General features: G+C 65.0%; 21 protein-coding genes. 10 read left to right on the top strand and 11 right to left on the bottom strand.

What is annotated here, in order from left to right; translation table 11 throughout:
- Positions 1–98 precede the first annotated feature (98 nt).
- The 3 genes from ACO1P8_RS02805 to ACO1P8_RS02795 are packed head-to-tail and all read left to right on the top strand — an operon-like array spanning position 99 to position 3,124.
- Positions 99–1,559: an aldehyde dehydrogenase family protein gene (locus ACO1P8_RS02805; protein ID WP_486294412.1), complete on the top strand. Its 1,461-nt coding sequence runs from the start codon at positions 99–101 to the stop codon at positions 1,557–1,559.
- A 52-nt stretch (positions 1,560–1,611) separates the two neighbouring features.
- Positions 1,612–2,091, top strand: coding sequence for a GlcG/HbpS family heme-binding protein (locus ACO1P8_RS02800; protein ID WP_094844087.1), 480 nt, complete (start codon positions 1,612–1,614; stop codon positions 2,089–2,091).
- Between the two features lie 16 nt (positions 2,092–2,107).
- Positions 2,108–3,124, top strand: a complete 1,017-nt coding sequence (locus tag ACO1P8_RS02795; protein ID WP_486294411.1) for a 2Fe-2S iron-sulfur cluster-binding protein — start codon at positions 2,108–2,110, stop codon at positions 3,122–3,124.
- A gap of 2 nt (positions 3,125–3,126) precedes the next feature.
- Here the strand turns inward: ACO1P8_RS02795 and ACO1P8_RS02790 are convergent, their stop codons facing one another.
- Entirely contained in the window at positions 3,127–4,095 is a 969-nt protein-coding gene (locus ACO1P8_RS02790) for a tripartite tricarboxylate transporter substrate binding protein (RefSeq protein WP_486294410.1), read from the bottom strand.
- A 78-nt stretch (positions 4,096–4,173) separates the two neighbouring features.
- Complete coding sequence (locus ACO1P8_RS02785; RefSeq protein ID WP_486294409.1) at positions 4,174–5,238, bottom strand: tartrate dehydrogenase; 1,065 nt, start codon at positions 5,236–5,238, stop codon at positions 4,174–4,176.
- A gap of 177 nt (positions 5,239–5,415) precedes the next feature.
- Here ACO1P8_RS02785 and ACO1P8_RS02780 point away from each other — a divergent pair, with 177 nt between their 5' ends.
- The gene (locus tag ACO1P8_RS02780) at positions 5,416–6,336 is read left to right on the top strand and encodes a LysR family transcriptional regulator (protein ID WP_486294408.1); all 921 of its coding nucleotides are present in this window, start codon (positions 5,416–5,418) and stop codon (positions 6,334–6,336) included.
- Positions 6,337–6,375: 39 nt separating this feature from the next.
- On the opposite strand, the gene ACO1P8_RS02775 is transcribed toward ACO1P8_RS02780, so the two are convergent.
- Positions 6,376–8,748 (bottom strand): coiled-coil domain-containing protein, encoded by a 2,373-nt coding sequence (locus ACO1P8_RS02775; protein ID WP_486294407.1) that lies wholly within the window; start codon positions 8,746–8,748, stop codon positions 6,376–6,378.
- Between the two features lie 235 nt (positions 8,749–8,983).
- Between ACO1P8_RS02775 and ACO1P8_RS02770 the strand changes: the two genes are divergently transcribed.
- Positions 8,984–10,072 (top strand): cation diffusion facilitator family transporter, encoded by a 1,089-nt coding sequence (locus ACO1P8_RS02770; RefSeq protein WP_486294406.1) that lies wholly within the window; start codon positions 8,984–8,986, stop codon positions 10,070–10,072.
- Positions 10,069–10,875, top strand: a complete 807-nt coding sequence (locus ACO1P8_RS02765; protein ID WP_486294405.1) for an aspartate dehydrogenase — start codon at positions 10,069–10,071, stop codon at positions 10,873–10,875. Before ACO1P8_RS02770 ends, ACO1P8_RS02765 begins: the two co-directional genes overlap by 4 nt.
- A 42-nt stretch (positions 10,876–10,917) precedes the next feature.
- On the opposite strand, the gene ACO1P8_RS02760 is transcribed toward ACO1P8_RS02765, so the two are convergent.
- From ACO1P8_RS02760 to ACO1P8_RS02735, 6 genes are all read right to left on the bottom strand, one after another.
- Entirely contained in the window at positions 10,918–11,529 is a 612-nt protein-coding gene (locus tag ACO1P8_RS02760; RefSeq protein ID WP_486294469.1) for a DNA-3-methyladenine glycosylase I, read from the bottom strand.
- Between the two features lie 62 nt (positions 11,530–11,591).
- Positions 11,592–12,710 (bottom strand): serine hydrolase, encoded by a 1,119-nt coding sequence (locus ACO1P8_RS02755; RefSeq protein ID WP_486294404.1) that lies wholly within the window; start codon positions 12,708–12,710, stop codon positions 11,592–11,594.
- The gene (locus tag ACO1P8_RS02750) at positions 12,703–12,831 is read right to left on the bottom strand and encodes a hypothetical protein (protein WP_486294403.1); all 129 of its coding nucleotides are present in this window, start codon (positions 12,829–12,831) and stop codon (positions 12,703–12,705) included. Before ACO1P8_RS02750 ends, ACO1P8_RS02755 begins: the two co-directional genes overlap by 8 nt.
- Entirely contained in the window at positions 12,828–13,211 is a 384-nt protein-coding gene (locus tag ACO1P8_RS02745) for a BlaI/MecI/CopY family transcriptional regulator (RefSeq protein WP_486294402.1), read from the bottom strand. The genes ACO1P8_RS02750 and ACO1P8_RS02745 overlap by 4 nt, the downstream gene beginning before the upstream one ends.
- 118 nt (positions 13,212–13,329) lie before the next feature.
- Positions 13,330–14,340, bottom strand: a complete 1,011-nt coding sequence (locus ACO1P8_RS02740) for a S1 family peptidase (RefSeq protein WP_486294401.1) — start codon at positions 14,338–14,340, stop codon at positions 13,330–13,332.
- A 454-nt stretch (positions 14,341–14,794) separates the two neighbouring features.
- Positions 14,795–15,619, bottom strand: coding sequence for an AraC family transcriptional regulator (locus tag ACO1P8_RS02735; protein ID WP_486294400.1), 825 nt, complete (start codon positions 15,617–15,619; stop codon positions 14,795–14,797).
- Positions 15,620–15,812: 193 nt separating this feature from the next.
- Here ACO1P8_RS02735 and ACO1P8_RS02730 point away from each other — a divergent pair, with 193 nt between their 5' ends.
- Positions 15,813–16,619, top strand: coding sequence for a Bug family tripartite tricarboxylate transporter substrate binding protein (locus ACO1P8_RS02730; RefSeq protein ID WP_486294399.1), 807 nt, complete (start codon positions 15,813–15,815; stop codon positions 16,617–16,619).
- Positions 16,612–17,589, top strand: a complete 978-nt coding sequence (locus tag ACO1P8_RS02725) for a PhzF family phenazine biosynthesis protein (protein WP_486294398.1) — start codon at positions 16,612–16,614, stop codon at positions 17,587–17,589. The genes ACO1P8_RS02730 and ACO1P8_RS02725 overlap by 8 nt, the downstream gene beginning before the upstream one ends.
- Before the next feature lie 18 nt (positions 17,590–17,607).
- Here ACO1P8_RS02725 and ACO1P8_RS02720 read toward each other — a convergent pair whose 3' ends face one another.
- Both ACO1P8_RS02720 and ACO1P8_RS02715 read right to left on the bottom strand, forming a co-directional pair.
- Entirely contained in the window at positions 17,608–18,909 is a 1,302-nt protein-coding gene (locus ACO1P8_RS02720; protein ID WP_486294397.1) for a PAS domain-containing protein, read from the bottom strand.
- Positions 18,910–19,079: 170 nt separating this feature from the next.
- Complete coding sequence (locus ACO1P8_RS02715) at positions 19,080–19,301, bottom strand: hypothetical protein (protein WP_486294396.1); 222 nt, start codon at positions 19,299–19,301, stop codon at positions 19,080–19,082.
- Between the two features lie 53 nt (positions 19,302–19,354).
- Here ACO1P8_RS02715 and ACO1P8_RS02710 point away from each other — a divergent pair, with 53 nt between their 5' ends.
- Both ACO1P8_RS02710 and ACO1P8_RS02705 read left to right on the top strand, forming a co-directional pair.
- On the top strand, positions 19,355–20,455 hold the full coding sequence (locus tag ACO1P8_RS02710; RefSeq protein ID WP_486294395.1) for an amidohydrolase family protein: 1,101 nt from the start codon (positions 19,355–19,357) through the stop codon (positions 20,453–20,455).
- Between the two features lie 99 nt (positions 20,456–20,554).
- Positions 20,555–21,538, top strand: coding sequence for a PDR/VanB family oxidoreductase (locus tag ACO1P8_RS02705; RefSeq protein ID WP_486294394.1), 984 nt, complete (start codon positions 20,555–20,557; stop codon positions 21,536–21,538).
- Positions 21,539–21,619: the final 81 nt, after the last annotated feature.

Here is a 21,619-nt window from a genome sequence, read left to right as displayed (position 1 = left end):
GCGTCGTCGAACGTCAGATTACAGTATACAATGTTCAATATGCCCCGATGCCTGCATGGCCAGGCCGGCCGTCCCTCTCATATCCAAAGGCGCCGTCCGTGGAAGACCTGAAAAATCGCGAGTTCACCAACTACATTGCCGGCAGATGGTCGCCGTGCGCCAGCGGCAAGACCGTACCCAATATCAATCCGGCCAATACCGACGACATTGTGGGCAACTTCCAGGCATCCGGCCCGGACGATGCGCAGGCCGCCGTAGCGGCGGCCCAGTCCGCCTTCGCGCAGTGGCGCGCGACGCCGATCTCCAAGCGGGCGCAGGTGCTGTACCGGGCGGCGGATTACCTGGAAGCGCATGTGGCGCAGTTCGCCGAAGAGCTGACGCGCGAGGAAGGCAAGGCGATCGGCCTGAGCCGCGACGAAATCCTGCGTTCGGCCCAGACCCTGCGCTTCTACGCTGCCGAAGGGCAATCCTTCACCGGGGAAACTTTCCCCAATGACGATCCGGACATGGTCGTCTACAGCCAGCTTGAGCCGCTCGGCGTAGTGACGGTGATTTCACCGTGGAACTTTCCCGTTTCCATTCCGGCGCGCAAGATCGCTCCCGCCCTGATCATGGGCAACACCGTGGTCTTCAAACCGTCGTCGGACGCGCCACTCAGCGGCTACCGCCTGACGGAGGCCTTCGTGGAGGCCGGTATTCCCGACGGCGTGCTGAACTTCGTGACCGGATCCGCGTCGGCGGTAGGGGCCGCCATCACCCAGGCGCCGCAGGTCAAGGCGATCTCTTTCACGGGGTCTACCGCCGCCGGGGAGCACATCCACAGGTCGGTCGGCATCACCACGCGCACCCAGATGGAACTGGGCGGCAAGAATCCCCTTATCGTTTTGGCCGATGCCGACCTGGACAAGGCGGTCGACCTGACGATCAAGGGCGGATTCTCGCTGACGGGCCAGGCCTGCACCGGCACCAGCCGCGTGCTGGTCGATCGAAAGGTCAAGGCCGCCTATACCGAGAAGCTGCTGGCAAAGGTCAAGGCGATGAAGATAGGCAACGGTTTGGAGCCAGGCTGCGACCTCGGCCCGCTGGCCACCGCGCGGCAATTGGACAACGTGCTTTCCTACATTGCCGTGGGCAAAAGCGAGGCCACGCATCTGTACGGCGGCGACCGCTTGCAGGATGGGCCGCTGGCCAAGGGTTACTACGTGTCTCCCGCGGTATTCACTGACGTTACCCAGCAGATGCGCATCGCCCGCGAGGAAATCTTCGGGCCGGTGATCGCGATCATCGAAGTAGACGGCTATGAAGACGCCATCGCCCAGGCCAACGATACGGAATACGGGCTGTCGGCCGCCATCGCGACCAGCAATGCCACACACGCGCATCGATTCGCCAAGGACATCCAGGCCGGCACCGTCAAGATCAACCGCACCACCACCGGCAACCTCATCAACGCCCCGTTCGGCGGATTGAAGCGGTCCAGCACATCCACCTTCCGGGAGTCGGGCAGGGTGGGGCTGGAGTTCTACACCCAGATCAAGACGGTCTATCGCGCGGGCTGAAGCGGCGCGCGCATCCATTCATCATCGAACGACATACAGGCAGGATCGGGACATGAAACAGGTATACAGGCTGGAGTTGGAAGAAGCGCGCGCGATGATCGCGGCCGCGATCGCGAAGTCGCGCGAAATCGGCGTGCTGGAAACGGTGTGCATTGCCGACGATGGCGGCTATCCCATCGCCATGGAACGCATGGACGGCGCCCGCATCACCGGGCCGCAGATCGCCTGGAACAAGGCCTTCACCGCTGCCGGTCATAAGCGTTCCACGCACCTGTTCAATACGCCGCCCAATGGGCCCGCACTGCCCGGCAACGAAGCCTTCGGCATCCAGTGGAGCTTCGACGGCAAGTTCGCCGTGTTTGTCGGCGGGTTTCCCATCGTCGTGAACGACGAAGTGATCGGCGGGGTGGGCTTGAGCGGCGGCAACGGCGAACAGGATACCGCGGCCGGCCTGGCCGCCTTGCAGGCGCTTGCCGATTTGCTGGCGGACAAAGGCATGAAGGTGCTGGTCGCCGCCGACATCAAGAAATAACCCGCCGGAGTCTGCCATGGGCCATCGCGTCATCCTGCTCGAACCCGCGCACACGTTCACGGTGGACGATGGCGCATCCATCCTGGATGCGGCCTCGCGCGCCGGCGTGGCGCTGCCGCACGAATGCACCTTCGGAGGCTGCGGCACCTGCCGTGTCAGGATAGTCGAGGGCAGCGTTGCCTACGAGGAATTCCCGCTTGCCTTGAGCGAAGCCGAGCATGCGCAGGGGTATGCGCTGGCCTGCCAGGCCAGGCCCCTGTCGGACCTGGTCCTGTCCATACCGGCGCGCGGGCCGGTACTGCCCGATCCCGTCCGGGCCACCGCATCCCTGGCCCGTATCCAGAGGCCTTGCGAGGACGTACTGCATCTCGTGCTGACGCTACCGCAAGGAAGCCTGCCCGATTACCAGCCGGGGCAATACATGAATATCCTGCTGCCCGACGGCAGCGCACGCAGCTTTTCCATGGCGTCGCCGCCGCGCGCCGGGGGGACGGAGATCGAGCTCCACATCCGGCGCATACCGGGCGGCCGCTTCACGGATGCCGTGCTGGGACAGGCGGCGCCCGGTACGCCGCTGCATATCGAGGCGCCGCTCGGTACCTTCTGCTATCACGCCGAGGACTACCGCCCCTTGCTGATGGTTGCGACCGGCACCGGGCTGGCGCCCATCAAGGCTATCCTGGAGTCGCTGCTGGACGATCCGGATTGTCCGCCCGTCAAACTGTACTGGGGCATGCGTACCGAGGCGGACCTGTATCTGCGCGACGTCATCGCAAGCTGGAAGGACCGGCTGTACGAGTTCGACTTCGTGCCGGTGCTGTCGCGGGCCGACGCGTCCTGGCAGGGACGGCGCGGCCACGTCCAGGACGCGGTCGCGCAGGACTACGAGGACCTGTCCGAACACGCGATCTATCTGTGCGGATCTCCGGATATGATCGCCGAGGCCAAGGCCGTGTTCGCCACGCTGGGCGCCAGTATGGAGCATCTCTACGCGGACAGTTTCACCTTCCAGCAGGCCGTTCCCGCCGGTTGACGTTATTGTTCCTGCATGCCGGCGCGCTTCATCAAATCGCCGTAGGCGCGCACCTCTGTATCGATCCGCGTCTTCATGGCTTGCGGCGTGCCGCCCACCGGCTCGGCGCCCAGGGGCAGCAATTGCTTGCGTACCGCCGGGTCGGCAAGGTCCTTGTCGATCTGCGCGCTCAGCTTCTCGACGATCGCCGGCGGGGTGCCGGCCGGCGCCATCACACCGAACCACGAAGCGATATCGAATCCCTTCAGGCCCGCCTCGGACAACGTGGGCACTTCCGGCAGCACGCTGGACCGCGTCGTCGTGGCCACCGCCAATGCCTTCAGTTTGCCTGCCTTGATATAGGGCAGGCATGAGGACACCGTATCGAACATCATGGTGACCCGCCCGCCCATGAGATCGGTCAGCGCCGGTGCGCTGCCCTTATAGGGAATGTGCATGATGTCCGTGCCCGTCATGGCCTTGAACTGCTCGCCGATCAGATTGTGAGCGGTGCCCGCGCCGTTGGAGGCGTAGGTCAGCTTGCCGGGGTTGGCCTTGGCGTAGGCGATCAGTTCCTGAACGCTGGATACAGGCAGCTCCGGACGTACGACGAGTACGTTCGGCACGATCGCGACCACCGATACCGGCGTCAGGTCCTTCTGGACGTCGTAGGGCAGGTGTTTGTAGTAGGTGGCGGCAATGGTGTGGTGCACGGCCGCCATCAGCAGCGTATAGCCATCCGGCCGCGCTTTGGCCGCCGCGTCGGCGCCGATGGTCGCGCCGGCCCCGGGCCGGTTCTCGATGACCACGGGTTGTCCCCAGGCCAGGGTCAGGTGCTGGCCCACCGTACGGGCAAGGATATCCGTGGTGCCGCCGGCCGGGAAGGGCACGATCAAACGGATGGGTTTGTCGGGATAGGATTGCGCCGAGGCGGTGCCGGCCGCCAGGAATATGGCGGCCGCCGCGACGCATGCGCGCAGGATGTCAGGCATTGTTGTCTCCTCTGGTTGGTCTGCGGTGGCCGCCGCCGGTAGTTATCGTTGTCCGGCGGCGGTTTCGGGCGCCGCGCGTCAGGCCATTCGGCCCAACGCCGCGAGTACGGCCCGGGTAACGTCCGCCGTGGTCGCACTGCCGCCAAGGTCGGGGGTAAAGACGCGAGCCGCGGTCACGCTTTCGATGGCCTTCATCAGGCGGGCAGACGCGGCAGCTTCGCCCAGGTGCTCAAGCATCATCGCGGCGGTCCAGAATGTGGCGATCGGATTGGCGATGCCCTTGCCGGTGATGTCGAAGGCCGAGCCGTGGATCGGCTCGAACATCGAGGGAAAGCTGCGCTCCGGGTTCAGGTTTGCCGTGGGCGCGATGCCGAGGCTGCCGGACAGGGCAGCCGCCAGGTCCGACAGGATATCGGCGTGCAGATTGGTGGCGACGACCACGTCCAGGGTGCCGGGTTTCAGCACCATGCGGGTGGTGACGGCGTCCACCAGTTCCCGGTCGGTACTGACGTCGGGAAAGTCGCGCGCGACCTCGTAGAAGATCTCGTCCCACATCACCATGCCGAAGCGCTGCGCATTCGACTTGGTCACCAGCGTGAGGTGCCGGCGGGGCCGGCCGCGCGCGAGGTTGAAGGCGAAACGATGGATGCGTTCCACGCCCGCGCGTGTGAAGACGGCGGTTTCGGTACCCACTTCTATCGGCAGGCCGCGATGCGCCCGGCCGCCGTTGCCGGCGTACTCACCCTCGGAGTTTTCGCGGATGATGACCCAATCGATGTCCTCGCCGTTGGCCAGCGGGCTTTTTACGCCGGGCAGCACGCGGGCGGGCCGCACATTGGCGTATTGGTCGAAGCCCTGCGCGATAGGCAGGCGCAGGCCCCACAGGGAGACATGATCCGGCACCTCGCGCGCGCCGACGGCGCCGAAGAAGATGGCATCGAACGCCTTGAGACGCGCCAGGCCGTCGGGAGGGATGTAGTGGCCGTGTTCCTGGTAGTACGCCGAACTCCATGGGAAGTGTTCGATGCGCAGGCCGAAGCCGCCGTCGGCTGCGGCGAGTGCCCGCAGGACTTCCAGCCCGGCCGCGATGACCTCCGATCCTATGCCGTCGCCGGGAATGGCGGCGATGCTGTATTCACGCATGAATTCTCCTTTGCTCGGTTCCGTGTGCGGCACTCGTCAGGCGGATCCTGGCCTTGGCGCGCGCCGCGGGCGGCGTCGCCGGTTATCCCCGCGCCCGCTTTCGAGGGGGGAATATGGACTGGTGCGCGGCCCTGCGGACGCGCCATAATTCAAATTGCTTTTTCTTCCTGGTTAACAATGGGTCATTCCAACGAACTCGTTCTGCTGGTGGAACTGGTCAAGGCGGGCAGCCTTACCGGCGCGGCGCGCGAAATGGCGTTGACCACCGCGGCGGTCAGCAAGCGCCTGCGGCAGCTGGAAACCCGCCTGGGGGTGCGCCTGCTCAATAGAACGACGCGCCGGATCAGCCTGACCGCCGAAGGCGAGCTGTACCTGGAGAACGCCCGCCGCATCCTTGGCGAGATCGAGGAGCTCGATGAGCTCGTCGCCAGCAGCGGGGTACGTCCGCAAGGATTGCTGAAGGTGAATGCGCCGCTGGGTTTCGGCCGCACCTATATCGCGCCCGTCATTGCGGCGTTCTCGCAAGCGCATCCCGAAACAGCCGTGCAGTTGCACCTGAGCGACACGCCGGCAAGCTTCGTGGAAGAGGCCTTCGACGTGTGCATCCGGTTCGGGGAAATGCCCGACACGCGGCTGATTGCGCGCAGGATCGCACCGAATCGGCGTTTGGTATGCGCATCACCCGCTTACCTGAAAATGCACGGGATACCGAAGACGCCACGCGACCTGCTGCGCCACCAATGTATCGTCCTGCGCCAGAATGAATCCGCGTACGGCGTTTGGCGCTTCACCAAGGGGCGAGAGACGCAGACGGTCAAGGTGAAGGGCAGTCTTAGCAGCAATGACGGCGAGGTGACTCTGACGTGGGCCATGGCCGGGCTGGGCATCCTGCAGCGGGCGGAGTGGGACCTTGCCCGCTATCTGCGTAGCGGGCTCTTGCAGTTGGTGCTGGAGGATTACCGGCTGCCGCCGGCCGACATTTACGCGGTTTTCCCGACACGCCACCATCTATCGGCGAAGGTGCGGGTGTTCGTCGATTTCCTGGTGGAGGCGTTTCAATCCAAGCGCAGCGCGGCGGGCGGCAAGGGGATCTGGTAATGCGGATCCCCTTGCGTTTGCGTTTTCGCTACCCGTGGACTACGCGGTTGCGCGCGCCGCGATCGCCAGGGTTTCCAGCTGGCTGCGTCGGTATTGCAGCCACGCCGAGGGCAGGTAGCCGATCTGGTCGTCAATACGCCGCATATGACGCTGGACGTCCTGGCGTCCCTGCAGGCGCTTCTGCAGCGTCGCGCGGGCGGCATCGCCAAGGCGGCCCAGGGCGTCCGTGTAGAAGTCCAGCTCGCTTTGCCTGGCCGGCGCCTGGTATTGGGCATCGGCCAGCATATCCAGCGCACTCAGCAGCTTTTCCGGGTGCCGTGGCTGGCGCAGTGCCGCCAGCACCTGGCTTAGCGCCGCGGCGCCGCGACGGATCCCCGCCTCTCGTTCCAGCCTTTCCCGCAGCGTGTCGTAGAACGCTTCCAGGGTTGTGTCTTCTTCCGCGGAGGACGGCGATTTATCGCGTGCGGCGGCCAGATTGATTTCGAGCTGCGCCAGTTGGCCAGGATCGAGCCGGCTCAGCTGGGCCTGGATCAGCACGCCCTGGAAGGCCGTGCCCCTGGCTTGTCCCAGTTTGCCGTTCAACTGCAGGCTGGTCGAACGCAGTGCCTCCAGCTGGTCTGCGGTAAAGCGATCGCCGGCGATCAGGGTACGTACCGCATGGTTGATCTGCGTCTTGGCGGCATCGCGGGTGGTGGGTTTGCGCCGGAACGTCGAAAGCACGCTGTCGCGCAGGCGCTGCAAGGTGGCCTGGAACGTTGCCCGCGGTGCGATGGGTTCCGGGTACGCGGCCGCGCCGGCACTGGCGTCGGGCCGGTGCTGGGACAAGGTCGTCCCGGCGTTCACGCCGCCCACGGGGGTGGCGCGGCTGGCGGCCCGCAGATGGTCGATAAACCCGAGCATCTGACGCTGTATGACCGCGTCGCGTTCGAACTCCGCCAGGCGGTGCGCCTGGAACTCGTCGAACGCCGCCGTGGTGGCATCCGCCGGCCCGGTCACGCCCAGCATCGTGGCCAAGGCATGCCGCTGGCCCGCCGACAGGCGTCTTGCCAGATCCTGCAGCCGGCTGACGCGAGGCCTGTCGATTTCCGCGGTCTGCAGTTCGCCTTGCCACATTTCACGCAGGGCGCCATCGAGTTGCTGGTGCTGCCCGTTGCGGGCGGCTTCCAGCGCCACCGCCACCTGGCGGTCCCAGGATGCGGCGCGCGCGTGTTCGCGGCCGAGTTCGGCGACGACCCCGAGCAGGGTCGATGCGATCTCTCGTTCGCGGGCGGCCTGTTGCGCCTTGGGCGTCTGGCCGCGAGTGCCGGTGCCGAGCAGCTTGCCGGCGTCGCGCAGCAGCTTGTCGCCCAAGCCGTCGTTACGGTCGTTCAATCGGCCCAGTTCGCACAGGGTTTCCGCGGGCAGGCTATGGAGCATCGGCGTCAGCACACGTTTTATCAGGTCCGTGTCGACGGCTTCATAGCCTTCCGCGGCCGCGCGTTGCGCCAAGGCGGCCAGCATCAGCGCCGCGCGCTTCTGTGCGGATGTGCTCGGCCCGTCATACCGGCCGGGACGCGATAGCGTAATCAGCGCCTGGTAGAAATCCAGCGCGCGATGATGGAGGGCATCCGTGGAATGCCGCTGGGCGCGGGCGATGGCCCGCAGTTGGCGGGCCCCCGTGTACCGTGCTGGCCGGGTGGGCGAGACCGGGGTTTGCGCGGAGGCCTGATCGAGCGCGGCGCGCAGGGCCTGGATGGCGATGTCGACATCCTGATACTGGTAGGCGCTGGCGACGACGGCGGGCGATCTCGCGGCGGACGGCGCGGCAGGCGGGAGCGAAGGCGCTTGTATGTCGATGGTCGCCGCGGGTTCTGCCACGGGGAGGACCTTGCCGTAGCCCCGCGCATTCGGGTCGTCTCCATCCACGGACGTTGCATCCTTGGCTGGATCCAGGCCGAACGAATCGATGGACGTGTCGTCGTCGAAAGGATTGAGACTGTGCGGATAGTCCGACAAGTCCGATGGGGCATCGCTGCGCTCGTCGATGCTGTCCGCGCGCGTGCTGGATCGGCCGCGGGACCAACCCTGGCCATCGGCCTTGTGCCATGACGCGTCGACGGCAAGATGGCGGCTGGCCGGATAGGATCCGGTCGGCGTGCCAGGCGGCGATGCCGAATGGAGGCCGGAATCCGGTGTGCTCGCAGTGGATCCGGCGGGTTCGCGGGCAGCGGCCGGCGCTGCGTCCTGGCTGGCGACCAGAATCAATGTGCGCTTGGCCGGAATGGGCTTGGGGGATTTCGCGGCGCGGCCGGAATCCCGGAGATCCTGCGCCGTGAAGCAGTGGTCTCCGAGCTTGCCGGCTGCCGGCGGCGTATCGGTGCAGGAGAGGTTGTCGATGCTGCGGCTGACGGCGGTGGCATTGATGGGTGGCATGGTGTGCGACGTTGGATGGGGTTGGAATTCCGGCGCCACGAAACGGTGCAGCCGGAGCGATGCCTCGATGGAATCACCGGCAGATCGGTTACCGCCGCTACGGACTAGGTTCGAGCGCGGCTGTCTCGGATAAGGATGATTTGCCTGGAATCAATGAAACTCACCATGGCATCTCGTCGCGCCATCGCCACCGGGTATATTCGGCAACACAAACCCCGATCCTGGAGTCCGCGGAATGCCCCATCGCCACGACGCTGAAGCACATCGCCGCCCGCAAGCCGCCCACGCCCATAGGGCCGGCGGACAGGAGGGGCCCGGCGATGGACAGGGCGTTTCCGGCCATGCTCCCGCCGGCGAACCGAAGTCGGGCCACGGCCATGGCGCGCATGGCCATGCCGGCCATGACCACGGCGCCGGCACGGCCGACGAGCGGCGGCTGGCCTGGGCGCTGGCCATCATCGTCCTGTTCATGATCGTCGAAGTCGCCGGCGGGGTGGTTTCGGGTTCGCTGGCCTTGCTGGCGGATGCGGGCCATATGGTCAGCGATGCCGCGGCGCTTGGCTTCAGCCTGGTCGCGCTGCGCTTCGGCCGGCGATCGGCGACGCAGCATATGTCCTACGGGTATCGGCGCCTGGAAATCCTTGCCGCCTTCGTCAATGGGCTGGCCCTGTTCGCCATCGCCGTCTGGATCATGGGCGAAGCCATCCAGCGGTTTTGGCAACCGGTCGACGTCATGGCCGGCACCATGCTGGCCATCGCTATCGCCGGGCTGGCGGCCAACATCGTGGCCTTCTTCGTTCTGACGGGCGGCAGCCGAAGCAACCTGAACATGCGCAGCGCCCTCCTGCACGTACTGGGCGACATGCTCGGCTCGGTGGCCGCCATCGTGGCGGCGGTGGTCATCATGTTGACGGCATGGACGCCGATCGATCCCATCCTTTCCATCTTCGTGGCCCTGATCGTATTGAAAAGCGCCTGGCATCTGGTGCGCTCGAGCGGACACATCCTGCTGGAAGGGACGCCGCCGGGCCTGGAGCCCGGTGCAATCAAGGCCGATCTGGAGCAGAATGTCGCGGTGGTGCGCGTCGCGCATCATATCCACGCCTGGTCGATCACGTCGGAGCAGCATTTGCTGACTTTGCATGTCGTTCCCCCGGAGGGCGTCGCAGCGGGCGACGTCATCCGCGCGGTGCGGCTGCGGGTCGCGGAACGCTTCGGCATTTCCCATGTGACGGTGCAGGTAGAGGATCCCGACCACGGTAACGGGGATGCGGCGGGCACCGATGACTGCAACGGCGCCGCGTCCGGACAAGGATGTTCATGAGCGGAATACGTATCGGTATCGCAGGCTTCGGCGCCATTGGGCAATCGGTGGCCAAATCGCTGGATTCGGGCGTGTTGCCCGGCATGACGCTGGCTGCCGTCGCGGTACGCGACCCTTCGCGGCAGGCCGCCGTTTCCTGGCAAGGCAAGCCGCCGGCGATCACCACGCTGGACGGCCTGGAGCCTTTGTGCGATGTCGTCGTGGAATGCGCGCCCGCCGCGGTATTCGCGCAGGCCATCGGCCCCGTGCTGCGCGCCGGCAAGAAGGCCGTCGTGCTCAGTTCGGGCGCCTTGCTGTCGCATCCCGAACTGATCGAAGCGGCGCGGGCCAGCGGCGGGCAGATCCTGGTGCCGTCGGGCGCCATCCTGGGCCTGGACGCGCTGACCGCCGCGGCGGAAGGGAAGATCCGTTCCGTAACCATGATTACCCGCAAGCCCCCTCGCGGCTTGCTCGGCGCGCCTTATCTCGAGGCCAACAATATCGATCTGTCGGATGTCACCCAGCCCACGCTGATCTTCCGCGGTTCGCCGCGCGAGGCCGCCATCGGCTTTCCCGCCAATCTCAATGTCGCCGTCAGCGTTTCACTGGCGGGCATCGGTCCGGAAAAGACCACACTGGAAATCTGGGCCGATCCTTCGCTGGAACGCAACCTGCATCGCGTGGAAGTGGATTCGGACGCGGCAACCTTTTCGATGGAGATCCAGAACATCCCGTCGGAAAACCCCAAGACCGGGCGCATCACGGCGCAAAGCGTGCTGGCCACGCTACGCAAGCTGACGGCGCCGCTGCGCATGGGAACCTGACCGAGTCCACCCGGCGGGCCGCGCTCGGTCAATGCGGCTTGCCTATTTCGGCCATACCCCGGAAGCGCCGCGGCGGTGGCTGCCCACCAGGTGGGTATCGATAATGCCGGTCGCCTCCATCAGCGCATGCATGGTCGTGGGGCCGACGAAAGCGAAGCCGCGCTTGCGCAGCGCCTTGCTCAGGGCGATCGAGGCCTCCGATGTCGTCGGTATTTCGGCCAGTGTGCGCGGCGCCGGCGTTTGCGCCGGCTGGAAAGACCAGATGAACGCCGCCAGCCCGCCATCGTCGCGAAGCCGGATCGTGGCGCCGGCGTTGTTGATGGTGGCCAGGATCTTCGCCCGATTGCGGACGATGCCCGCATCGGCCAGCAGCCGATCGACATCCGCTTCGGTGTAGGCGGCGACCTTGTCCGGATCGAAGCGATGGAAGGCCTCGCGGAAAGCCTCGCGTTTGCGCAGGATGGTCGCCCACGACAGGCCGGACTGAAAGCCCTCGAGCACCAGCCGCTCGAACATCCCGTGTTCGTCGCGTACCGGCATGCCCCATTCCGTGTCGTAGTAAGCCTGAAGCAAAGGATCCACGGCGGCCCAAGGGGGGCGCGCCAGGCCGTCGATGCCGACGATCAGGCCGCTGTCCGCCGCGATATCGGCCACGGCCGAACGTTTTGCCGCGGCGTCGCCGTCCCGCCGGAGCGCCAAGGAAGCGGATTTCCCCATTACATCGGATGCGCGTCGGCGTTGGCGTAATTGCGCTGGGTGCTTGCCACGGGGAATGCGTTCTTCAGCATCGCGGTGCGCAGATGTTCGGCGTCCAGGAAATCCGCGTGCCGGCGATTGGAATGCAGCAGCACCATGACGATGGGGCGGTCCTCGATGGTCGCCTGCATGACCAGACAGATTCCCGATTCATTGATGAAGCCGGTTTTCTGCAGGCCGATATCCCAGTCCGGTTTGCCCAGCAAGATATTGGTGCTTCGATAATCGAGGACGCCTTTGCCCGTATTCACCGTGTAGTTCTGATCGGTGGAATACAAGCGGATCAGAGGATAGTGCGCGGCGGCCTGGACCATCTTTACCAAATCGCGTGCGGTCGATACGTTGTACTTGGATAGCCCTGCCGGATTCTCGAAATGGGTATGGGTCATGCCCAGGGACTGTGCCTTATGGTTCATCGCGGCGATGAAGGCAGGCCTGCCGCCGGGGTAGTAGCGCGACAGCGCCGCGGCCGCGCGGTTTTCCGATGCCATCAGCGCAATGTGCAGCATGTCTTCGCGAGACAAGACCGAGCCCACGCGCAAGCGGGATCCGGTGTGCTTCTCGAAGTCCTGGTCTTCGTCCGTGACGCGGATCGGCTCGGCCAGGGATGCGCCGGAGTCCAGCACCACCATTGCCATCATCAGTTTGGTGATCGAGGCGATCGGCACGACCTCGTCGGCATTCTTGTCCACCAGCGGCAGGCCGCTGGCTTCGTCGACCATGTAGGCGACTTCCGAGTGCAGCGTGCTGCCGTCCGGCGCATACGGCCGGGTGGCGTAGGGGTCCAGCTCCAGCGCGGTGTGCGACGCGACTGCGCGGTGCGCGCCGGCACGATGGCGCACCGCCGGTTTGCCGTGGGAGCGGGAACGATAGATGATCTTGCCGGTTTTCTTGGCGGCGGCGGTCTTGACGGCCGCCTTCTTGACGGTGGTCTTGTGCGCGGTTTGCGAGGGGTCCGCCGTGCCGGCGTGCGTCGCCAGGGGCAATGCCAATAGCGTCGTCGCGGCGGCGCCGCGCAGTATCAGGCGGGCGGCGGCGCGTCGCGCAAGGGCGCGCAAGGGAAGAAGGAAATCAGGCATGGTCGGGTGAAAAGGGCCATGAAAAGGCGACGCCGTCCGGCCGCGGCGTGGCGGGCGGCGGGAACGGTGTCTCGATGTTGGACGCCTGCAGGAGGGCGGGAACGACGGCGCGGCCGCTCATGGCCGCTCTCCCTGCAGGAATTGTTCGATTTCGGCGCGTTCTTCGCGCGATACATGCGCGCGCAGCGCGGCCAGCACCAGCGCTTTGCCGTCGCCGGAAAAGACCTTCTGGATCACGTCCTTCAACAGGCTGCTTTGCAACGCGTTCTGGGTCTGGGCCGGCGCGTACACGTGCGAACGTTCCGATTCATCGCGTTCGAGCAGCCCCTTGGCGTGCATGATCTGCATCTGCCGCAGGACGGTGGCATAGCTTAGATCCGGCCGCTCCGCCTGCATGGCCTGGTGCGCCTGCTTCACCGTCGTCGGCCCGAGCGCCCATAGAGCCCGCAATACGTGGAGCTCGGCGGGAGTGGGCTTGGCGAAAGGAACGGTACGGGTCACTGAGGGGCCGAGAGGGAGCAAAATTGCCGCGTAGAATACTTTTTCTAGAAAAAATCGTCTACGTGGACCCGTTTTTTTCCTCGCGATGAAAGCGCGCGCCCCCGTACGTCGCGGTGCTTTACTCGTTCGTAAGGGCCATCAGGACGCCCGCGTACCAGGCGCGATTCAGGCCCAGCGACGCGTCTTCCGCCCGTTCCGCCGTGCCCGCATCCATACGATTGGAATGGATGCCCAGCAATTGCCAGGGCAGCGCCGCACCGTCCGTCGGCCGCGCGCTCTGGCGACGCAGGACAGGGGCGCCGCTGCTGCCGCGGTGCGTCCGCGCATCGGTCAGGAAATAGCCTTGCTGCCGGAAAGGGACGCCGTAGGCGGAAGCTACGGAAGCTTCCCGGGCGATGGCCAGATGATGGATCGTATCGTGGAACCCCGACGGAAAACCGATAACGGTCAAGGCGTCGCCGAGCGCCACCTCCACGCCCTGCAGGTCCAGATGCGTCGGGTCGAATGCCTGGAGCACGGATGGCTCGGGCAGCCGTCCGGCCTCGATTTCGATGACCGCGACGTCGACGATGCCTGCGTTGGCGGGGGCCTGCATCCACAGCTGTCTTCCGTGCCGATAGAGCGGGAGGGCGAGAACCGCGTGCTTGGTGAGGTCACGTCGGTCGGTGTGTACCCCGATTTCGATGCGGTCCGGAAAGTGCCCGCTCGGCTCATCGGCAAAGGCATGGCGGTTCGTTACCAGGAACAGGCGATGTTCGCGACGGAAGAAAAACCCGCTGGCGCCGGACAGGCGTTGCTGCCCCGCCAGCGTATTCACGCGCGTCATTGCCATTAACACCGAGTCGGCGCCCAGGGGGGCATCCCGGAGCTCCGGTTGGGGTGCAATCCTGGCAAGGACCGCCTGGGTCCGGACAATCTCCCGCTCGAAGGCGGCCAGTACGTGCTCGGACAGGGTGGAGTTCAGGATGACGGTGCGCGCGACTTCAGCATGTGCCTCGAACGAGCGCGCCAGGGCATCGCAGGCGGACGGCGGCAGTGTTTTCAGCAGCACCGGAAGCAGTACGTCTATCGCAATCAGGTTGCCCTTGAGTTCGCAGATGCGTTCGGTGGCTTCCTGCAGGTTCTGCATGGCGAGAGTCCTCCCAAGAATCGAGGCAAGGGCGCATTCAATCCCTGGCATGCCGGCGCGCCAGCATCGCCGGGCGGATGGCCGGTGACCGCGCCATGCCTGCGCTTTTGCTGCACCATGAGCGGTGCCGCGCTGCAGGCGTTGGCCCCGCGCTCCACGGGCATGGACGGCGATCCGGTCCGCGCCGGCCTGGCCGCGGCCAGGCCGTGCCTTATCCCGGCCGCTTGACCCTTATTTGCGCCTGGGATCCGACTGAGATCCCCCCTTGAAGGTGGAGGCGCCGGATCCGGATACCGGAACGGGGGGAGCTTTGGGCGGCTGCTTGGGCTTTTTCGCCTCTTTGTTGCCGCGTAATTGACCTTTGGCCATGATGGAAACTCCCGGATTGATTGCGATGTGCGCAATGCACTACCCAGCATACGAGGTTCCCCGGGATTGCGCTCTTCTTCTTTTGTTACCGGCGTCGTGCCGGAAAGGAAGGGCAGAGCGCACCCTGTTGCGCGGCAGTATCGGCGGGCCGGCCGGCATCCGGCACGGCTTTCAGCAAGCGCCATAGGTGGCCGCTGTTCGCGAATCCCAATTCCATGCTTGCCTGGGCAGGCGACACGCCTATCGACATCTTCTCGCGGGCCGCACGCGCCAGGCACATGCGCCGGAGGGCGACCGGCGTATGTCCATATGCCTGCACGCAGGCGCGCTGCAGCGTCCGGGTCGAAACGCCAAGCCACGCAGCCGATTCCGCCACGGCCGGCAAGGGTCGGTCGGACGCCAGGGCAAGTTCCAGCAGATCGAGCCAGCGCCGCGCCAACAGCAAAGGCGATTCCGGCATGGGGCCCGCCGGCCGGCTTTCGCGAAGTTGTTCCACCAGCGCCCGTACCAGCCCGTCGCGGGCTCGGGAAGCGAGGGCGGGGGCCCACAAGGCATCCAGCATGGCTTGGGCGGCACCGTCCATCTGCAACGCGCCACGCGCCCCGCAGGCTGCCAGCAGCTCCGGCGCCAGATACAGTTCGCCGTGCTGCTGCGTCGCGCTATCCGACCGCGTGCTATGTGGCACGTAGGCGGGCAATAGCAAGGCCTGGCCCCGGATGAAGCGGCCGCGCTGGCGCGCGCCGCCGATTTCCCAGGCGCTGTCCAGTACGCCTGTGCGCGGCCAAAGCAGCATGGCACAGTCGTGCACATGCCAGCGAAAGGCATAGCGCGGCTGGCGGCTGGCCGCGAGCGAATAGCCATCGCCGCCGATCAGGCCGAGCTTGGGGGAAAGGGGAACGTTGCGCGACATGGATAGATTCCGGACGGCCCATCGCCTTTCGCTATCTTAATGGCTGCGTGCACGCGGCTCGGGTCCGGGCAGCCATGCGTTTACCCGCATATCCGGCCCGTTGTCGCGTTTTGGATCGAACGGTGTCGCATATGGGTTTCGCGACGGGTGCCGGCGGCACATAGGATGTGCGTCGATATCACGGGAGAGCCCCATGTCGCGAATGACTTCGTTCCTTTTTGCCGCGTTGGTGCTGGCGGCCATGCCGGCAACCGGCGATGCGCAGCCCGCCTGGCCCCGGAAGCCCATCACCATCGTCGTTCCCTTCCCGGCCGGTGGCGGGACCGATCTGGTGGTCCGCGCCCTGCAACCGGCGTTGAGCGGCAAACTGGGCCAAACCATCATCATCAACAACCTGGGCGGCGCCGGCGGTACCATCGGCTCTGCCCAGGCGGCGCGCGCCCAGCCCGATGGCTACACGGCGCTGGCGGTGACCGCCAGTACGCACGCGGTCAGTCCGAGCCTGTACAAGAACCTTCCTTATGATCCGATGCAGGACTTTTCCTATGTCGGCTTTATCGGGACGTCGCCGTACGTGCTGGTCGCCAACCCGGCCTTGAAGGCGCGCTCCGTGGCCGAACTTGCCCAAGTGCTGAAGGCGCGCGGCCAAAGTACGTTTGCGTCGGTCGGCGTCGGCACCGTGTCGCACCCGCTGGGCGAAATCTTCCGCCGCGACCAGGGCGTGCAGATGACGCACGTCCCCTATCGAGGGGCAGCGCCGGCCTATACGCAGCAGCTCTGGTATGGCCTGACGTTTCCCAAGGGTACGCCAGCGGACATCGTCACGCGCATGAACGGCGCGCTCGATGCCGTGCTGCGCGACCCCGCCGTCGCCGCGGACCTGGCATCCAAGGGGGTGGATGTCCGCCCCGACACGCCAGAGGCGCTGGCGCGGGCCGTCGCCCGTGAGACCCCGTACTGGGGCGATATCGCCCGTTCCGTGGGAGCACAGCTTGATTGATGGACACTGTCAATCCGGGGAGGCGCCGGGGGCCAGCCCGCTCGCCGCGGATGCCGCATGCCGGCCGCCCGCAAAACCGCCTGCCGAACCGCTTGCCGGCCAGGCGATCCTGCTCGATGTCTTCACCGATTCCCGCGCCGGCAAACGCGGTGGCAACCCCGTGCCGCTCGTGCTGGACGCCGCTCGGATGACGTCCGCCGGGATGCAGGCCCTGGCCGCGCGATATGGCCACGAGTCCGCGTTCGTACTGCCGACGCAAGGCTCCGGCGGGCAGGCATGGCGGCTTCGCTTCTTTGTCCCGGATCACGAAATGGAAATGTGCGGCCACGCCACGGTCGGCACTATGTGGGCGCTGCGGCAGTGGGGGCGCTGGACCGCGCGAACGGCACGCGTGCAGACCTTGAGCGGCGCGGTGGATGTCGTTTGGGACGATGCGCGCGGATGGGCATGGGTGTCTCAGCCCGGCGCGACGGTCGCATCCCTGCGCGCGGATCATCTGGATGCCATTTGCGGCGTCCTGGGCATTGCGCGCGGGACCCGGGGGCTGCACGCGGTCAATGCCGGCACCAGTCGTGTAAAGACCCTGGTTCGACTGCCCGACGCCGCGACGCTGGACGCGCTCGAGCCGGATTTCGGTGCCATCCGCGCCTTGTGCGAAAGCATAGGCTCCACCGGACTCTATCCCTATGTGCAGGGCAAGGATGGCGCCTGGGCCCGCCAGTTTCCAAAGGCCTCGGGCTATCCCGAAGATGCCGCTACCGGCATCGCCGCGGCGGCGCTGTGGGGTTATCTGCGCCAGCAGGACCAGGTGCCCGACGGCGTCTATACCGTGCGGCAAGGTATCGCAATGGGCGCACCGTCGGCCATCCACCTGAGGGCCCGCGAAGACGCGGCGGGCTGCTGGCTGAGCGGGGAGGTGCGGTGGCGCGAGCCCGACGCGGATTCCGCCCCGCCGGCCAGGACCGGTTGATCCGATGAACGTGGAACGTCAGGTGTCGTGGGAGGTGCCGGTAATCCGGGATTTCTTGTCGAGATACATGGCTTCGTCCGCACGCCTGACCAGCTGTTCCGGCATCATGCCGTGCTGCGGATAAACCGCGGCGCCGATACTTGCGACCACCCTCAACTCGACATCGTCGACTGTGATGGGCGTTGCGATGGCGGTCCGGATCTTGTCTGCGATCGCCTGCGTATCCGCCGCGGCGGCGATGTCCTCGACCAATACGACGAATTCATCCCCGCCCAGCCTGGCAACCGTATCGTCCTCCCGCACGCATTGCTTCAATCGCAGCGCGACTTTCTTCAATAGCAGGTCTCCGGTCGCATGGCCGAGAGAATCGTTGACCCGCTTGAATCCGTCGATGTCGATGAACAGCACCGCGCCGCGGCTTTGCCTGCGGCGGGCCCGTGCCAGCGCCGACTTCATCCGGTCGTAGAAGAGACGCCTGTTGGGTAAACCGGTCAGCTCGTCGTACCGCGCGGAGTATGCCAGCTCATCGATCAGGCGTTTGCGCTCGATCGCGGTGGCGATCTGGGCCGAGACGAAATGCAGAAGCTTCTTATCCCTGTCGGAATAACCTGTGCGGCTCGTCAGTATCAAGGCTCCGATCGCTTCCTTCTGCGTCACGAGCGGCATCACCAGATAGCCGTGATCGGCGCCGACCGTTTCTCCGGCCGGCCTGCCGGGTCGCTCTTCATCCGGCAGGATGCTGGGGCTGCCATTCCGAACGATGTCGGTGCAGTACCGGTTCAGGAACTGTTCCTGAATCTCCGGCGGCATCCCGGGGAAGTCCTTTTCATAGGATATGCAGAGCTGCTTCGTGCCGGGCTTGTAGGTCGCGACCGCCAATCCGGCCAGCGGAACCAGTTTTCCGATGATCTGGCTGATTTCCTGAAACAGGGTCGCCAGATCCGTCGCGGCGTGCGCCGCTTCGGATACCGCATAGGTCGCCGCCTGCAGCTCTTCCGCCTGTTTGTTCGCCGTGACGTCTCTCGCGACCCCGATGCGCAATCGGTCGGTTTCCGACCAGCGGGCAGACCACATGATATGAACGTGGCGGCCGTCCTTCCGGATATATCGGTTCTCGAAACCGATACGCGGATGGCCGGCCATGACCCGCTTCGCTTCTTCGAGGGTCCTTGCGCGGTCTTCGGGCACGACATGGTCGATCATGGATTGGCCGATAAGCTCTTCGGGGGAGTAGCCGAAGATGCGTTCGCACGCGGCATTCACATAGGCGATACGTCCGTCCACATCGACCAGGATGACGGCATCGAGCAAAAGATCCACGAAGGACGCGGGGAAGTCCGGTACTTTATTCGTCATTTCCGGATAAGACGGCAAGTCGCCGGCTATCGAAGCACTTCCCGATTACGTGTCTAGCCGGTGGCAAAGAAGCCTGGGTGGTACTCGTTCTGCCCGGGATTTTCCATTATATGTTGCATCCGGTTTCGGTCGTACTAAGGCGCGTCGCGGCTGCCGTGGGATGCCTTGGCCGTCATGCACGCCAGCACGCCATAGAACCGGTTCATCGCTTCGCCGTCAGACGCGTTCGAGCCCAGCAATGCCGCGGCAGCAAGCTGCAAGTCCGTATCGGCGAGGCGCCGATGCTTCTCCAGGGCGCCGTGCGCGCTGACAACGTCCGGATCGGATAGCGAGCGAATTGGCGGCTTGACTGGCATACCAATACGGCATATATTTGGTTATCGGCAACCAACCCTAGACTGAGCGATTCATGGACAACATCATCATCTCTTCAGACTCCCATGTGTTCGAGCCCACGGACCTCTGGATGCGGACGCTTGGAAGCAAGTTCGGTGAAAAGGTGCCGCACGGGGTCAGCAGCTTCGAAGGCAACGAAGGGAATTTCTTCTATGTGGGCCGCCCCGGTGAAGCGGCCGTGCTGGAGGAACTCGTCAGCGCGGACGGCAAGGACCGGCGCCTTGACGACTTGGCCAAGGCTGGCTCGGATCCGGTGTATCGCCTGGGGCTCATGGACAAGGATGGAATCCATGCCGAGGTCTTGAATCCGACCTGGGGACTCTGGATTCCGCGGATGGCCGACGGTGCGGCCCGCAATGCGTGTGCTGAAGTCTTCAACGACTGGATTCAGGAGTATTGCTCCCAGGACTTGAAGCGCCTGCTGGCGGTGGCCATGATTCCGATCGTCGACGTCGACTGGGCTGTCAAGGAGTTGGCGCGCGTATTGAAGCGGGGCGCGCGCGCCATCATGATCGGCACGAACCCGGTGGACGGTGCCGCACCGTATCGCGACCGCAAGTACGATAAATTCTGGGCCGCCGCGCAGGAGGCCGATATCCCGGTCACCCTGCACATCGTCACGGGCCGCGTGCGAGATCCGTTTACCTATCATGGCGCGAAAGAGCGTGAGAACATCCCGGCCAGCTTCCTCGATCTGTTTTACGAGGCACAGCCCGCGCTGGCCAATGAGTTCATATTCGGCGGTATCTTCGATCGCTTTCCTCGCCTGAAGATCTTCCTGTCCGAATACGATGCGTCGTGGTTGCCCATCCTTAAGTACCGGCTCAACCGTATCCAGACGTTCCCGGGCTTCGACCACCTGGAAAAAAAGCCGGCGAGTCGCTACGTCGAGGAAAACATCTACGCCGGCATCATCAATGACCCCCTGGCCGCAAAGCTGCGTACAGAGATCGGCATCGACCGGATCATGTGGGGTTCGGACTTTCCGCATCCGCCTTGCCCTTACCCCAACACAACCCAGAACATCGATCGCATCTTGAATGAGTTGTCGGCGGAAGACCGGTTCAAGGTTGTCGCAGGCAACGCCGCGAAGCTGTTCAAGATCGAGCTGTAGCGCGGGGCGGGGTGACGAAAGTCCTGGGGCCAGCCGGCTGTGCCTTCAGCGACGGTGGGGATGTTCTTTTCTCCGGCAGTCACGTTTTTGGAGAACGACATGAGTGGAGCACAAGGCGACTTGCAGCAGTGGATGGAAGCCGTCGTCAAACGTTCGACGGGTTTGAATCACGATACGCTGCTTCTGGAGCTCGAGTCGCTCGACGGAAGGCCGTTGCCGCCTTATGAACCCGGCGCCCATCTTGCCGTGGAGTGCGGCCAGGGAGTGACCAGGCATTACTCACTCACGGGCGCACGAAAAGCCGGCGGCACGTACGAATTGGGCGTGAAGCTTGCACGGGATTCGCGGGGCGGAAGCCAATGGATATTCGACAACGCCGTCCCGGGAGCCCGCCTGCGCATTTCCGCACCCCGCAATCACTTCCCGCTGGTCGAGGCGGCTCCCGCATACCTGTTCCTGAGCGGAGGCATCGGCATTACACCGTTGCTGTCGATGCTCTACGACCTACGCGACAGAGGCATCCGCGCACGGCTGGTGCATATGGTGCGTTCGCCCGCAGACCTGGCGTTCGAGACGGCTCTGACGGACTTGTCTGGCTTTCACGACGTACAAGTTCATGTCGATTCAAGTGTTGGGGGTGTTTACGATCTGGGGCAGGAATTGGCGGCATCGCATCCGGAAACCGCCGTCTATTGCTGTGGGCCCGAGGGGATGATGAAGGCGGTCCAGCTGCATGGTCGTCACAGCGGGCGGGATCGCCATTATCACTTCGAGTTTTTCTCCGCTGTCACACCCCCCGCGGAAGAGGGGGGCGACACGGAATTCAGCGTTATCCAGGCGAGCACCGGGCGCGTCATTCCGGTGACGAAGACCAAGACCATGCTTGCCGCCATTCGGGAAGCGGGCGTCGATATGAAGAGCGAATGCGAATACGGCGTTTGCGGCTGGTGTGCCGTCCCGGTAATCGACGGCCAGCCCTTGCACTTCGACTCTTACCTGACCAGCGCGGAGCGCGAGTCCAATAAGCTCATCCTGCCCTGCGTCTCGCGCTGCTCGTCTGCGACGATCACGCTCAAGATCTAAATCGATATCCGCAATCAGAAAGAAACCCTGTGCGGCGCTCCGTCAAGCAGCATTCTGGACTGAGCTACGGTAGGCAGCGTC

This window comes from Bordetella sp. (assembly GCF_057362025.1).
This window is presented reverse-complemented; position numbering and strand designations above follow the sequence as displayed.

Excerpts from the sequence above, each read along its gene's own strand:
- ACO1P8_RS02705 (WP_486294394.1), top strand. The coding sequence starts at position 20,555 with ATGAGTGGAGCACAAGGCGACTTGCAGCAGTGGATGGAAGCCGTCGTC.
- ACO1P8_RS02775 (WP_486294407.1), bottom strand. The coding sequence starts at position 8,748 with ATGCCACCCATCAATGCCACCGCCGTCAGCCGCAGCATCGACAACCTC.
- ACO1P8_RS02770 (WP_486294406.1), top strand. The coding sequence starts at position 8,984 with ATGCCCCATCGCCACGACGCTGAAGCACATCGCCGCCCGCAAGCCGCC.
- ACO1P8_RS02750 (WP_486294403.1), bottom strand. The coding sequence starts at position 12,831 with ATGAGCGGCCGCGCCGTCGTTCCCGCCCTCCTGCAGGCGTCCAACATC.
- ACO1P8_RS02740 (WP_486294401.1), bottom strand. The coding sequence starts at position 14,340 with ATGCAGAACCTGCAGGAAGCCACCGAACGCATCTGCGAACTCAAGGGC.
- ACO1P8_RS02785 (WP_486294409.1), bottom strand. The coding sequence starts at position 5,238 with ATGCGTGAATACAGCATCGCCGCCATTCCCGGCGACGGCATAGGATCG.
- ACO1P8_RS02710 (WP_486294395.1), top strand. The coding sequence starts at position 19,355 with ATGGACAACATCATCATCTCTTCAGACTCCCATGTGTTCGAGCCCACG.
- ACO1P8_RS02715 (WP_486294396.1), bottom strand. The coding sequence starts at position 19,301 with ATGCCAGTCAAGCCGCCAATTCGCTCGCTATCCGATCCGGACGTTGTC.
- ACO1P8_RS02730 (WP_486294399.1), top strand. The coding sequence starts at position 15,813 with ATGTCGCGAATGACTTCGTTCCTTTTTGCCGCGTTGGTGCTGGCGGCC.
- ACO1P8_RS02790 (WP_486294410.1), bottom strand. The coding sequence starts at position 4,095 with ATGCCTGACATCCTGCGCGCATGCGTCGCGGCGGCCGCCATATTCCTG.
- ACO1P8_RS02765 (WP_486294405.1), top strand. The coding sequence starts at position 10,069 with ATGAGCGGAATACGTATCGGTATCGCAGGCTTCGGCGCCATTGGGCAA.
- ACO1P8_RS02735 (WP_486294400.1), bottom strand. The coding sequence starts at position 15,619 with ATGTCGCGCAACGTTCCCCTTTCCCCCAAGCTCGGCCTGATCGGCGGC.
- ACO1P8_RS02755 (WP_486294404.1), bottom strand. The coding sequence starts at position 12,710 with ATGCCTGATTTCCTTCTTCCCTTGCGCGCCCTTGCGCGACGCGCCGCC.
- ACO1P8_RS02795 (WP_486294411.1), top strand. The coding sequence starts at position 2,108 with ATGGGCCATCGCGTCATCCTGCTCGAACCCGCGCACACGTTCACGGTG.
- ACO1P8_RS02780 (WP_486294408.1), top strand. The coding sequence starts at position 5,416 with ATGGGTCATTCCAACGAACTCGTTCTGCTGGTGGAACTGGTCAAGGCG.
- ACO1P8_RS02800 (WP_094844087.1), top strand. The coding sequence starts at position 1,612 with ATGAAACAGGTATACAGGCTGGAGTTGGAAGAAGCGCGCGCGATGATC.